Raw genomic sequence first — 12,789 nt, forward strand, 5'->3', positions numbered from 1 at the left:
CGCTCAGAGCCGAACAGGGGCGTTACATGTGCGCAATACAAACCGCCCAGGGGGTTACGCGCCGGAAACGTCGGGGCACCACAGCTGAAACCGACTGCGGACAATCTCTTTGGAGGCGCCGAGCCGTCGGCGCATCCTGAGGAGGTTTCGTAGTGGATTTGGCTCAGTTGCCAAACGAATCGTTTGGCCCGATCGACACGGGCAACACGGCATTCATGCTCGTGTCAGCCGCCATGGTGTTGCTGATGACCCCAGGCCTCGCGTTCTTCTACGGGGGGTTGGCGCGAGGCAAGTCCGTCCTGAACATGATGATGATGTCCTTCGGCGCACTGGCGTCGATCAGCGTCGTGTACGTGCTGTGGGGCTTCTCGATGTCGTTCAGCGACGGGATCACCGGTAGCAGCGACATCGGCGGGATCTTCGCGAATCCGTTCGCGCTGTTCGGCTCCGACCAGCTGATGAGCACGATCGGCGAGGGTGACAGCGAGCAGTACGTCACCGGCGGCCTGTCGATCCCCGCGATCGTCTTCATGGGATTCCAGCTCACCTTCGCGGTCATCACCGTCGCCCTCATCAGCGGTGCGCTCGCCGAACGCGTCAAGTTCTCGACCTGGATGGTCTTCACCGTCCTGTGGGCGACGATCGTGTACTTCCCGCTGTCGCACATGGTCTGGGGTGGACTCGTGGGTGGCGGCGGCCTCCTCGGCGGTGGTGCGGACGGTCTGGCGGCCAAGATGTTCGGGACCGACGACGAGGGTGCGGCCAACGTCGCACCGATCGACTTCGCCGGCGGCACGGTCGTGCACATCAATGCCGGTATCGCCGCTCTGGTCCTGGTCCTCATCATCGGCAAGCGCGTCGGCTTCGGTCGCACCGCCTACCGCCCCCACAACATCCCGTTCGTCATGCTGGGCGCGGCACTCCTCTGGTTCGGCTGGTTCGGGTTCAACGTCGGGTCCGAGCTGGGTGCGGACCTGCTCGCCGGCCAGGTGTGGGTCAACACGACCGCTGCGACGGCCGCGGCGATCATCGGCTGGCTCGCGGTGGAACTCATCCGCGACAAGCACGCCACCAGCGTCGGCGCCGCGTCGGGTGTGGTCGCCGGTCTGGTCGCCATCACCCCTGCGTGTGGTTCGCTCACCCCGGTCGGCTCGCTGATCCTCGGTGCCATCGCCGGTGCTCTCGCGGCGGTCGCGATCGGCCTGAAGAACAAGTTCGGCTACGACGACTCGCTCGACGTCGTCGGCGTCCACCTCGTCGCGGGCCTCTGGGGCACGGTGGCCATCGGCCTGATCGGCAAGGACGTGGGCCTCTTCTGGGGCGGCGACTACAAGCAGCTGGTCGTCCAGGTCGTCATCGCCACCTTCGCGCTCGTGTTCACCGGTGTTCTCACCGCGATCATCGCCTTCGCGCTCAAGCCGCTGGGCTGGCGCGTGAGCGACGAGGACGAGAAGACCGGCATCGACGAGGCGGAACACGCCGAGACGGCCTATGAGCTGGCATGACCGCGCGACGCCATTCGCTACTACGCTGAATCCTGTGGAGAGGGATAACTAATGAAGCTGATCACTGCAATCGTCAAGCCGTTCACGCTCGAGGATGTCAAGGCCGGGTTGGAGCAGGCCGGCATCCTGGGCATGACCGTGAGTGAGGTCCAGGGCTACGGACGCCAGAAGGGCCACACCGAGGTCTACCGCGGCGCCGAGTACTCGGTCGACTTCGTGCCCAAGGTCCGCGTGGAGGTCGTGGTGGACGACGCGGCCGTGGACAAGGTCGTCGACGTGATCGTCGAGGCCGCCCGGACCGGCAAGATCGGTGACGGCAAGGTGTGGGTGTCGCCGGTGGAATCCGTGGTCCGCGTCCGCACCGGCGAGCGTGGCGGAGACGCTCTGTAGCGAGCCCGTGCTGCATTGACGAACTCCCGGTGAACGGCCCCGTGCCCGACGACCCGTCGGGCGCGGGGCCGTACCGTTCGACAGCCCGAAACATCCTCTCTCCCTCACACTTTGGAGGCAGTCGTAAGCGCCGCAGACCTGGCCAAGACCCGACGGCAACTCACCGAATCCGGCCGCTCGGGAAAACTCGACGCACCGGCATTGCGCCAGGTGCTCGTCGACCTGCACGAGTTCTGGCTGACCAGCAAAGGAGCCGAACTCGGTATCAAGCCGCACAGTGGGTTCGCGATCGTCGCCGTCGGCGGACTCGGTCGCGGTGAGATGCTCCCGTATTCCGATCTCGACCTGATCCTGCTGCACGACGACATGCCCGCCGAGCGGGTGTCCGAGGTGGCCGACGGGCTCTGGTATCCGTTGTGGGACGCCAACATCCCGCTCGACCACAGCGTGCGGACGGTGCCGCAGGCACTGCAGGTCGCGGGCGACGACGTCACCGCGGCGCTGGGCTTGCTCGAGGCCCGCCACATCGCGGGTGACGAGGACCTGTCCACCCTGCTGATCGGCGGCGTCCGCCAGCAGTGGCGGAACGACATCCGCACTCGGTTCCCGGAGGTCGTCGCACATGCACAGGATCGCTGGCGGCGCGCCGGCGACATCGCGCATCGTGCCGAACCAGATCTCAAGAACGGTCGGGGAGGGCTGCGCGACGTACAGCTGCTGGGCGCGCTGGCGATCGCTCAGCTCACCCATGGGATGGCGAGCCTGCGGCCCGACTCACCCGGCGCGGGACCGCAGGTCGCCTACACGCGGCTCCTCGACATCCGCACCGAACTGCATCGCATCGCCGGGCGTCCCCGCGAGCACGTGCAGGCGCAGGACGCCGACGAGATCGGGGCGGCCCTCAGGATCGGGGACCGGTTCGATCTCGCCCGCGTCATCAGCGACTCGGCACGCACCATCAGCTACTCCATCGACGTCGGCCTGCGGACCGCGGGCAACGCCCTGCCACGTCGTGGTCTGGCCAAGCTGCGGCGTTCGCCGTTGCGCCGGCCGCTCGACGAGGGTGTGGTCGAGCACAGCGGCGAGATCGTGTTGGCGCGCAACGCGATCCCGAGCAAGGACCCGGGCCTCATCCTGCGGGTCGCGGCGGCCTCGGCGCGTACCGGCCTGCCGATCAGCGCGTCGACCCTGAGTCGGCTCGCCGACTACGCGCCGGAACTACGTGAGCCGTGGCCGGCCGAGGCGCGCAGTGACCTGCTGGTCCTGCTCAGCTCGGGCCATCACATGGTCGACCCGATCGAGGCCCTCGACCGCACGGGTCTGTGGGGCCGGTTGCTGCCGGAGTGGGGTGCCGTCCGCGACCTCCCGCCGCGCGACGCCATCCACACCTGGACCGTCGACCGGCACCTCGTGGAGACCGCCGCGTATGCGAGCGCGATGACCACGCGGGTGTCCCGGCCCGATCTCCTCGTGCTCGGTGCGCTCATCCACGACCTGGGCAAGGGGCGGGGTGCCGATCACAGCATCGTCGGGGCGGATCTGGCCGTTCAGGTCGGCAACCGGTTCGGGCTCTGGCCGCAGGACGTCGCGATCCTCTCCGACATGGTGCGGCACCACCTGCTGCTGCCGCAGGTCGCGACCCGCCGCGACCTCGACGACCCCGCCACCGCCGAATCCGTCGTCGAGACCCTCGGGCACAATCGCGTTCTCCTGGAACTCCTTGCCGCACTTGCCGAAGCGGACTCGCTCGCCACCGGTCCCGGCGTGTGGGGGGAGTGGAAGGCCTCACTGATCCTCGACCTCGTCCGGCGGTCGATGCGACTCATCGACGGGGAGGAGCCGAGCGCTCCCGAACCGCTGACCGACGAGCAACTCGCGACCGCGGCGGAGGGGGACTTCGCGGTGCGGCTCGTCCGGGCCGAGGGACAGCACACCTACCGCGTCACCATGGTCGCGCCGGACCAGCCGGGCCTGCTGTCGAAGATGGCCGGGGTCCTCGCGCTCGGCGGGCTGCGGTCCCACTCCGCCTGTGCGCAGAGCGCCGACGGCAAGGCGATCAACTCGTTCCTGGTGGTGCCGATGTTCGGCAGCCCGCCCGATGCCGGGCTGCTGCGCCAGCAGCTCATCGCCGCGATCGAGGGCAAGATCGACGTCCTCGCGCGGCTCGACGCGCGCGAACGGGACTCGCCGATCCCGACGATCGGCACGGTCACCACGATCCCCGGCACTGTGGTGACCATCGGCGCCAGCGCCGGCAGCACCGATCCCGAGGTGGACGGGGCGGGCCATCCGAAGAACGCGGTGCCCGCACTGTTCGCCGTCGCCCCGCCACGGGTGACGTGGCTCGACGCGCCGGCGGGGGAGGCGGTGCTCGAGGTCCGCTCGGACGACCGCATCGGTCTGCTCAGCCGGGTCAGCGCGGTCCTGGAGCGACATGGCGCCGACATCCGGTGGGCCAAGGTGTCGACTCTGGGCGCCACCGGTGTGGACATCTTCGGCCTGCGACTGGCGACCGACACCGACGCCGCGCGCGCCGAGCTGGCCGAGGCCGTCGTCGCGGTCTGCCCGCCTCCGCAGCCGGTGCGCGAGGAAGACGGCGACGGGCCACAGTCCTACGGCGGGACCGGCCGGTCCGGAGTGCCGATCTCCTAGCTGTTCGGCGTCGGGACCCACATGGAAGGATGGGGCCATGTTCGATTCCCTCTCCGACCGGTTGACCGGTGCCCTGAAGGATCTGCGTGGCAAGGGGCGGCTCTCCGATGCCGACATCGACCGCACCTGTCGCGAGATCCGGCTCGCCCTGCTCGAGGCGGATGTCTCGCTCGCGGTGGTCCGGTCCTTCATCGCGCGGATCAAGGAGCGCGCCAAGGGCGCCGAGGTCTCCGGGGCGCTGAATCCGGCGCAGACGGTCGTCAAGATCGTCAACGAGGAACTCATCGGCATCCTCGGCGGCGAGACCCGTCGAGTGCGGTTCGCCAAGAATCCGCCGACCGTCATCATGCTGGCCGGTCTGCAGGGCGCCGGTAAGACCACGCTCGCCGGAAAGCTGGGCAACTGGCTCAAGCAGCAGGGTCACACCCCGCTGCTCGTCGCCTGTGACCTGCAGCGGCCGGGCGCGGTCTCGCAGCTGCAGATCGTCGGCGAGCGCGCCGGCGTCCCGGTGTTCGCGCCCCATCCGGGCACCAGCGTCGGCGGGGAGGGCGCGCTCGGCGTCACCGCCGGAGATCCGGTCTCGGTCGCGCAGGCCGGTGTGGACGAGGCGCGCAGCAAGCACTACGACGTCGTGGTCATCGACACCGCCGGTCGTCTCGGTATCGACGCGGAGCTGATGAAGCAGGCGTCCGACATCCGGGACGCCACCTCGCCCGACGAGGTGCTGTTCGTCGTCGACGCCATGATCGGTCAGGACGCCGTGACCACCGCCGAGGCCTTCGCCGACGGTGTGGGGTTCACCGGCGTCGTGCTGACCAAGCTCGACGGTGACGCGCGCGGTGGTGCGGCGCTGTCGGTGCGTGAGGTGACCGGCCAGCCGATCATGTTCGCGTCCTCGGGCGAGAAGCTGGAGGACTTCGACGTCTTCCACCCCGACCGTATGGCGAGTCGAATCCTCGGCATGGGCGACGTGTTGTCGCTCATCGAGCAGGCCGAACAGCACTGGGACGCGCAGCAGGCCGAGGCCGCGGCCGCCAAGATCACCCAGGGCGAGCTGACCCTGGAGGACTTCCTCGAGCAGATGCTGATGATCCGCAAGATGGGGCCCATCGGCAACATCCTGGGAATGCTGCCCGGCGCCGGCCAGATGAAGGACGTGCTGTCGCAGGTCGACGACAAACAACTCGACCGGGTGCAGGCGATCATCCGCGGCATGACGCCCGCCGAACGCGACAACCCGAAGATCATCAACGCCTCCCGTCGCATCCGCATCGCGAACGGCTCGGGCGTGACGGTCAGCGAGGTCAACCAGCTCGTCGACCGGTTCTTCGAGGCTCGCAAGATGATGGCGCAGATGTCGGGCCGCATGGGCATGGGCGGGATGAACCGCAAGTCCAACCGCAAGAAGGGCAAGGGGAAGAAGGGCAAGGGCCGCGGCCCCACACCGCCGAAGGTCCGCGGCGGCTTCCCGGGCATGCCCGGGGGGATGCCGGCCGGGTTCCCGGACCTGTCGAACATGCCGGCCGGCCTCGATGAGCTGCCGCCGGGACTCGAAGGTCTCGACGTGTCGCAGTTCCAGCAGCCCAAGAAGAAGAAATAGGCGCGTGAGCGGGAGCAGGGGCGGGGCCGGAGCACCGAAGCACTACCGAGGTACCGACCCGCTGACCGCGGAGCCCATCGAGTTCTGGGTCAGCGGTGACACCGTCAGTGCCACACCGGTTCCCGATGCCGAGACCGCCGTCGACGGCGGCTGGATCCTGCCGGGCCTCGTCGATGCCCACAACCATGTGGGCATCGCCCCCGGCCTCGGTGTCGACATCGAGCAGGCCCGTGGGTTCGCCTATGCCGATGCGCGCGCCGGCACCCTGCTGATCCGCGAGGTCGGGTCGCCGCTGGACACCCATCCGCTCGACGACGATCCCGCGTGCCCTCGCTTCATCCGGTCGGGCAAACACATCGCCCGGCCCAAGCGGTACCTGCGCGACTACGGCGTCGACCTCGACGACCCGGATGAGCTGGCCGCCGAGGTGGCCCGGCAGGCGCAGGCCGGCGACGGCTGGGTGAAGATCGTCGGGGACTGGATCGATCGCGAGGTCGGTGATCTGGCCCCGCTGTGGACGCGTGCGCAGATCGAGTCGGCGGTCGCAGTGGCGCACGAGCACGGCGCACGGATCACCGCCCATGTCTTCGGAACCGACGCCCTGGTCGACCTGATCGGCGCCGGGGTGGACTGCATCGAGCACGGCACCGGGCTGACCGACGATCTCGTCGACCAGCTCGTCGAACGATCGATTGCCCTGGTGCCCACCATGATCCAGGTCGAGAACTTCCCCGGCATCGCCGACGGGGCCGAACGCTTCCCGACCTACGCCGCGCACATGCGCGCTCTGCACGCGGGTGCGCCGAAGGTGTTCGATGCCGCGCATGAGGCCGGTGTGCAGATCTTCGCCGGAACGGATGCGGGCGGATTCGTCGAGCACGGTCGCATCGTCGACGAGATCGAGGCGCTGTCCGGCATCGGGTTGGGTCCCGCCGCGGCGATCGCGGCCGCGTCGACGGAGGCCCGCCGCTGGCTCGGTGCCGACGTCCTGGAGGACGGGCATCGCGCCGATTTCGTGGTCTACGCGGACAACCCGTGTGACGATCTGGGCGCGCTGCGACACCCGGTAGCAGTGGTGTCGTCGGGCCGCCACATCGTGTGAGCAACGCCACACGGTGGCACCTGGTTGCCTTTCTTACCGCCGCGTAACGTAGCAACGGCGTTGCAACGGTTCTCCCACCATGAACCGGATCAGTCCACGCCGGATCCTCTCAGCCCGGGTTCGGCGACGCGGAACCGTCGGAGCCGGGGGTCGAGGGAGGCTCCGGCGGTGTCGTGATCTCGGACGCCGATGAGCCGACACCCATGAGTGACGGACGAGCGACGTGCGGCATGTGGTCGCTCTCGCGGGGTGGGTGACCACATGCCGGTACTTCGGCCCAGTCATCGTCGTGTCGGCGACCCCTGGTCGGCGGATTCGGTGTCCGCCGTCTGGTCTGGCACAATGACTCGCTGGTTCGTCGGATCCGGTCACGGCCGCCCGACGGTCACACCGATACAGACGCAAAACCGGGTCCGCCATTCCGGGCGGTCTGCTGAATTGCGCAGTGACCACACGAAAGAGAAGTAGACATGGCTGTCAAGATCAAGCTCACGCGGCTCGGCAAGATCCGCAACCCGCAGTACCGCATCGTCGTCGCCGACGCCCGCACCCGCCGCAACGGCCGGGTCATCGAGACCATCGGCAAGTACCACCCCAAGGAAGAGCCCTCGCTGATCGAGGTCGACTCCGAGCGCGCCCAGTACTGGCTGGGTGTCGGCGCGCAGCCGACCGAGCCGGTGGCCGCGATCCTCAAGGTGACCGGTGACTGGCAGAAGTTCAAGGGCCTGCCGGGCGCCGAGGGCACCCTGAAGACCGCCGAGGCCAAGCCCTCGAAGCTCGACCTGTTCAACGCCGCGCTCGCCGCCGCCGACAACGAGCCGGTCGCCGCCGCGACCACCCCGAAGAAGAAGGCCGCCAAGAAGGACGCCGAGGCTCCCGAGGCTCCCGCCGCCGAGGGTGACGCGTGAGCGCAGTCGTCGCCGACGCGGTCGAACATCTGGTCCGCGGAATCGTCTCCAACCCCGATGACGTCCGGGTCGACCTCGTCACCGGCCGCCGCGGCCGGCTCGTCGAGGTCCATGTGAACCCCGACGACCTCGGCAAGGTGATCGGGCGCAACGGTCGTACCGCGACCGCGTTGCGCACCCTGGTCTCCGGAATCGGTGGACGCGGGATGCGCGTCGACATCGTCGACACCGACCGCTGACCGAGAATCCGAACACCGAGCGCATCGTGGATCTCGTCGTCGGCCGTGTGGTGAAGTCACATGGAATCCGTGGTGAGGTCGTCGTGGACGTCCGCACGGACGAGCCCGAGATGCGTTTCACCCCGAACTCGGTGCTGCGCGGCCGTCTGCCGCGCGGTGCCGGGGAACGGGAGTTCACCGTCACAGCCGCCCGGGAGCATTCCGGGCGGCTGTTGGTGTCGCTGGCCGGCGTCGCGGACCGGGATTCGGCTGACGCCCTGCGCGGCACGCTGTTCCTCATCGACAGCTCGCAGGTGGAGCCGTCCGACGACCCGGATGAGTTCTACGACCACGAACTCGAAGGCGTCCCCGTGCAACTCGTCGACGGTTCCGCGGTCGGCATCGTCGAATCGGTCCTGCACCTGCCCGGCGGTGAGTTGCTGTCGGTCCGGACCACCGACGACCGCGAGGTGCTCGTCCCGTTCGTCCGCGAGATCGTGCCGAGCGTCAGTCGTGAACTCATCGTGCTCGACCCACCCGAGGGACTGCTGAACCCGGATTCGCTCGACGAGGCGCCCTGATGCGTCTCGACGTCGTGTCGATCTTCCCCGAGTACCTCGATCCGCTCCGAGTTGCCTTGCTGGGCAAGGCGATCGACGCCGGGCGAATCAGTGTCACGGTCCACGATCTACGGAACTGGGCCCACGATGTCCACCGCAGCGTGGACGACTCGCCCTACGGCGGCGGACCCGGGATGGTCATGAAACCCGAGGTATGGGGACCGTGCCTGGACGAGGTGTGCCCCGACGACGCGCTGCTGATCGTGCCGACCCCCGCCGGTGTGCCGTTCACCCAGGAGACCGCGCGTCGCTGGAGCACCGAGAAGCACCTCGTGTTCGCCTGCGGCCGGTACGAGGGCATCGACCAGCGCGTCTTCGACGACGCCGCACGGCGAGTGCGCGTCGAAGAGGTCTCCCTGGGTGATTTCGTCCTCATCGGGGGAGAGGTCGCGGTCATGGCCATGATCGAGGCGACCGTGCGTCTCCTCGACGGCGTGCTCGGCAATCCCCGGTCGCATCAGGAGGATTCGTTCTCCGACGGACTCCTCGAAGGTCCGAGCTACACGCGGCCGGTGAGCTGGCGCGGCCTCGACGTCCCGCCCGTGTTGCTCAGCGGCGACCACGCGAAGGTGGCCCGGTGGCGCGGCGAGCAGGCCCTCGAGCGCACGCGCGCGCGCCGCCCCGACCTGCTGGCGGACGCTGTGGACACCGCCACGGACCAACCGGGCGATTCCGGCTAGGATTCGCCGGAGAGTCGACTCGCAGGGGGTTCGAGGGACGATGCAGGGGTATTCGGCCATGGTCGGCGAGCTCGACCGTCAGCGTACGGAACTCGAGCGCATCCGGAAAGCGCTGTCGCAGCTGACCTCTCGGGCCACCAGTCACGATCGGCTCGTCGCCGTGACGGTCGACGCGCGGGGACTCGCGGTGGACATCACCATCGAACCCGCTGCCCTGCGGCGTTACCGTGCGGACCAGTTGTCGGCTCTGCTCACCACGCTGATCGCCGAGGCGGACACCGCCCTGCGCGCCCGAACCGCCGAGGTGCTCGCCGGCGCACCGGATCTGCCCCTCGATTACGCCGACGCCGGCCTCGACAGGGTGGTGGCCGATGACGAATCCTGACCCGGTCGACGTGGGGCAGACGGACGGCACCCGGGTCGGTGCCGACCCCGTCGCGGCCGTCACGCTGGCGCGACGTCTGGCGGAGGTGACCGCGGGACTCGCGGGGGCGCGAGGCGAGCTGTCCGCGTTGCTCCACGACATCGATGCCGCGGTGGGCGTCGGCGACTCGGCGCACGCGTTCCGGATGGGATTCGCGCCGGCGGCCGAGACGATCGCCGAGTCCCTGCAGGATGCCGAGGATCGGCTCGGAGGGCATCGTCGGGCGCTCGTGGCCGGCGTCGACGCACTGGTCGACGCCGACGCCGAGGCGTCCGCGCGTCTCGGCCGGAGCACGCGATGACCCCGGGCGAGGCCGAGCGGATCGCGGAGGAGTTGGCACCCGGGGCGTGGCCGACCGCCGACGCCGCCGCCCTCCACGACTCGGCGCAGCGCGCTCGCGCGCTGGCCGCGTCGCTGGACGGCCTCGCCGCGGCGGTGGCGTCGGCGGCCGGGTCGTACACGGCCGGCGGTGCGGCCGACGGCCGGTTCCACCAGGCCGTCGTGGGTGGGCTCGGGCATACCGCCGGTGCCGATCTGCCCGGTGTGGCGGAACGTCTGCGTGCATTGGGGACGTCGCTGGACGCGTATGCCCGGACCGTGACCGACACCCGACGGCAGATGTCGGTGATCGCACTGATCGCCGACCGCGACGCGCGGCGCGCCGAGGTGAACGCAGTGATCGGTGACGACACGTGGCGGGTGGAGGCCGCGAGCACGGGCCGGATGGCCCTCACCGCCGCCGGCGACGACCACACCGAACGGTCGGGTGAGGCAGGTCAGAGCGCCGGTGCGCCCGCGGCGACGAGCGGCATGATGCCGATGATGCCGTTCGGGGCGATGGGCGCGGCGGGAGCGGCCGGGGTCGGTGCTCTGGCCGGCGCACGGGCACATGCCGCCCGCGACGCGGTCGGAGCGGGCGACCTGACCTGGCTACGGGCCCGCGCCGAACGACTGCAGACGACGGTTCCGTCGCCGATCGCCGGCTGGTTCCGGACGGCGGTGGGGGTCGGAACCGGTGATCGGGGAACGCGGGTCGTCGTCGTGGGGACCAACGACCCGCAGCCGTACCAGCGGGCCGGCGTCGAACTCGCCGACGACGAGGCGCTCACCGCCAACGGACGGGCGCCGGAGCTCGCGATCCTCGACCACATGGTGCACGCCGGTGTCACACCCAGGGCGATCGCCGCGGCCACCCCGATGGACCCGGCCACCATCTCCGCGTTGCAGGCCGAGGACGTCCTGGTCGTCGGCCCGCGCGCGTAGCCACTCCGCGATTTCGTCGGCCCGGGGTGTCTCTGGCACAATAGTCGGGTTGCCTGCCGACGATGCCCCGCCTCCGGGGCCGTCCGTGACCATACGTCAGTGACACCGTCGGCAGCGACGCCAACGACTCGGAGCACGAACCGGTCGAGCCCTCGGGCCGCCAGGTTCCTCTGCTCAACGTTTTCCGCCAGACAAGGACCACGACACATGAACACGCTCGACTTCCTCGACAAGCAGTCCCTCCGCGACGACGTGCCGGACTTCGGCCCCGGCGACACCCTCGACGTCCACGTCAAGGTCATCGAGGGCAGCAAGGAGCGCGTCCAGGTGTTCAAGGGTGTCGTCATCCGTCGCCAGGGTGGCGGCGTGCGCGAGACCTTCACCGTCCGCAAGGTGTCCTTCGGCGTCGGCGTCGAGCGCACCTTCCCCGTGCACAGCCCGAACATCGCCAAGATCGACGTCCTCACCCGCGGTGACGTCCGTCGCGCCAAGCTGTACTACCTGCGCGATCTGCGCGGCAAGGCAGCCAAGATCAAGGAAAAGCGCTGACGCGTCTAACCTGACGAGGTGGCCGACACACAGCGACCCCACGATGCCCCCGACGACGACCGCGACACCGACGCCAAACGTCCGTGGCGCCTGACGACCGACCGGGACGATCCCGCCGACGAGCGCGGAAAGCGTAGATCCGGATCGGGCTCGCTCGTGCGCGAAGTCGTGATCATCGTGGGGTGCGTCCTCCTCCTCACCTGGGTACTGCAGACCTTCATCGGTCGGCAGTACGTGATCCCGTCGGAGTCGATGGAGTCGACCCTCATCGGCTGCGACGGCTGCACCAACGACCGCATCGTGATCGACAAGCTCACGTACCGGTTCGGTGATCCGCAGCCCGGCGACGTCGTCGTCTTCAAGGGTCCGTCGGAGTCGTGGAACGGCGCCTGGGTGTCGCCGCGGTCGACGAACCCGGTGATGCACAAGGCGCAGGATGCCCTGTCGTGGTTCGGGTTCGCGCCGCCCGATGAGAACAACCTCGTGAAGCGGGTCATCGCCACCGGCGGCCAGACCGTCGAATGCCGCAACGACGAGGGCGTCGGCGTCAAGGTCGACGGGCGTCCGCTGCGCGAGCCCTACATCGACATGAAGCTCCAGGAGGAGACCGTGTCCTCGTTCGGGCCCGGCGTCGCCGGCCCGGGCAATCAGGTGCCGCCGTGTCTCGGTCCGGACTTCGGTCCGATCAAGGTTCCCGAGGGCAACGTGTGGGTCATGGGCGACAACCGGCTGAACTCGCAGGACTCGCGATACCACGTGGACGACCAGTATCAGGGCACCGTCCCGGTCAGCGACATCCGCGGCAAGGTGCGCTTCATCATCTACCCCTTCTCGCGGATCGGTGGTGTCGGTTCGTTCAATCCGCAGCAGTGATGGGT

At 69.2% G+C, this 12,789-nt stretch carries 14 protein-coding genes; all 14 read left to right on the top strand.

Going from position 1 to position 12,789, the window contains the following annotated elements:
* Positions 1 to 152: 152 nt before the first annotated feature.
* The 14 genes from CA982_RS19725 to lepB all read left to right on the top strand — a co-directional run bounded on the left by CA982_RS19725 (position 153) and on the right by lepB (position 12,784).
* On the top strand, positions 153 to 1,505 hold the full coding sequence (locus CA982_RS19725) for an ammonium transporter (protein WP_208618028.1): 1,353 nt from the start codon (positions 153 to 155) through the stop codon (positions 1,503 to 1,505).
* A 51-nt stretch (positions 1,506 to 1,556) separates the two neighbouring features.
* Positions 1,557 to 1,895: a P-II family nitrogen regulator gene (locus tag CA982_RS19730; RefSeq protein WP_004572306.1), complete on the top strand. Its 339-nt coding sequence runs from the start codon at positions 1,557 to 1,559 to the stop codon at positions 1,893 to 1,895.
* Between the two features lie 111 nt (positions 1,896 to 2,006).
* A complete protein-coding gene (locus CA982_RS19735) occupies positions 2,007 to 4,547 on the top strand; it encodes a [protein-PII] uridylyltransferase (RefSeq protein ID WP_086536944.1) in 2,541 nt (846 codons plus the stop codon).
* Positions 4,548 to 4,584: 37 nt separating this feature from the next.
* Positions 4,585 to 6,147 carry a signal recognition particle protein gene (gene ffh, locus CA982_RS19740; protein WP_086536945.1) on the top strand — a complete coding sequence of 521 codons (1,563 nt, stop codon included), beginning with the start codon at positions 4,585 to 4,587 and terminating at the stop codon, positions 6,145 to 6,147.
* Between the two features lie 4 nt (positions 6,148 to 6,151).
* The gene (locus CA982_RS19745; RefSeq protein ID WP_086536946.1) at positions 6,152 to 7,249 is read left to right on the top strand and encodes an amidohydrolase family protein; all 1,098 of its coding nucleotides are present in this window, start codon (positions 6,152 to 6,154) and stop codon (positions 7,247 to 7,249) included.
* Between the two features lie 470 nt (positions 7,250 to 7,719).
* Positions 7,720 to 8,157: a 30S ribosomal protein S16 gene (gene rpsP, locus CA982_RS19750; RefSeq protein WP_086536947.1), complete on the top strand. Its 438-nt coding sequence runs from the start codon at positions 7,720 to 7,722 to the stop codon at positions 8,155 to 8,157.
* Entirely contained in the window at positions 8,154 to 8,396 is a 243-nt protein-coding gene (locus CA982_RS19755; protein WP_004572301.1) for an RNA-binding protein, read from the top strand. The genes rpsP and CA982_RS19755 overlap by 4 nt, the downstream gene beginning before the upstream one ends.
* A gap of 26 nt (positions 8,397 to 8,422) precedes the next feature.
* Positions 8,423 to 8,956, top strand: coding sequence for a ribosome maturation factor RimM (gene rimM / locus CA982_RS19760; RefSeq protein ID WP_086536948.1), 534 nt, complete (start codon positions 8,423 to 8,425; stop codon positions 8,954 to 8,956).
* On the top strand, positions 8,956 to 9,675 hold the full coding sequence (trmD, locus tag CA982_RS19765; protein WP_086536949.1) for a tRNA (guanosine(37)-N1)-methyltransferase TrmD: 720 nt from the start codon (positions 8,956 to 8,958) through the stop codon (positions 9,673 to 9,675). The genes rimM and trmD overlap by 1 nt, the downstream gene beginning before the upstream one ends.
* Before the next feature lie 40 nt (positions 9,676 to 9,715).
* Complete coding sequence (locus tag CA982_RS19770; RefSeq protein WP_086536950.1) at positions 9,716 to 10,060, top strand: YbaB/EbfC family nucleoid-associated protein; 345 nt, start codon at positions 9,716 to 9,718, stop codon at positions 10,058 to 10,060.
* Positions 10,047 to 10,400: a hypothetical protein gene (locus CA982_RS19775; protein ID WP_086536951.1), complete on the top strand. Its 354-nt coding sequence runs from the start codon at positions 10,047 to 10,049 to the stop codon at positions 10,398 to 10,400. Before CA982_RS19770 ends, CA982_RS19775 begins: the two co-directional genes overlap by 14 nt.
* Entirely contained in the window at positions 10,397 to 11,362 is a 966-nt protein-coding gene (locus tag CA982_RS19780; RefSeq protein WP_086536952.1) for a hypothetical protein, read from the top strand. Before CA982_RS19775 ends, CA982_RS19780 begins: the two co-directional genes overlap by 4 nt.
* Before the next feature lie 207 nt (positions 11,363 to 11,569).
* Positions 11,570 to 11,911: a 50S ribosomal protein L19 gene (gene rplS, locus CA982_RS19785; RefSeq protein WP_004572295.1), complete on the top strand. Its 342-nt coding sequence runs from the start codon at positions 11,570 to 11,572 to the stop codon at positions 11,909 to 11,911.
* Between the two features lie 18 nt (positions 11,912 to 11,929).
* Complete coding sequence (gene lepB / locus CA982_RS19790; RefSeq protein ID WP_086536953.1) at positions 11,930 to 12,784, top strand: signal peptidase I; 855 nt, start codon at positions 11,930 to 11,932, stop codon at positions 12,782 to 12,784.
* Positions 12,785 to 12,789 lie beyond the last annotated feature (5 nt).

It is taken from the genome of Gordonia lacunae (assembly GCF_002149015.1).
Taxonomy (GTDB): Bacteria; Actinomycetota; Actinomycetes; order Mycobacteriales; family Mycobacteriaceae; genus Gordonia; species Gordonia lacunae.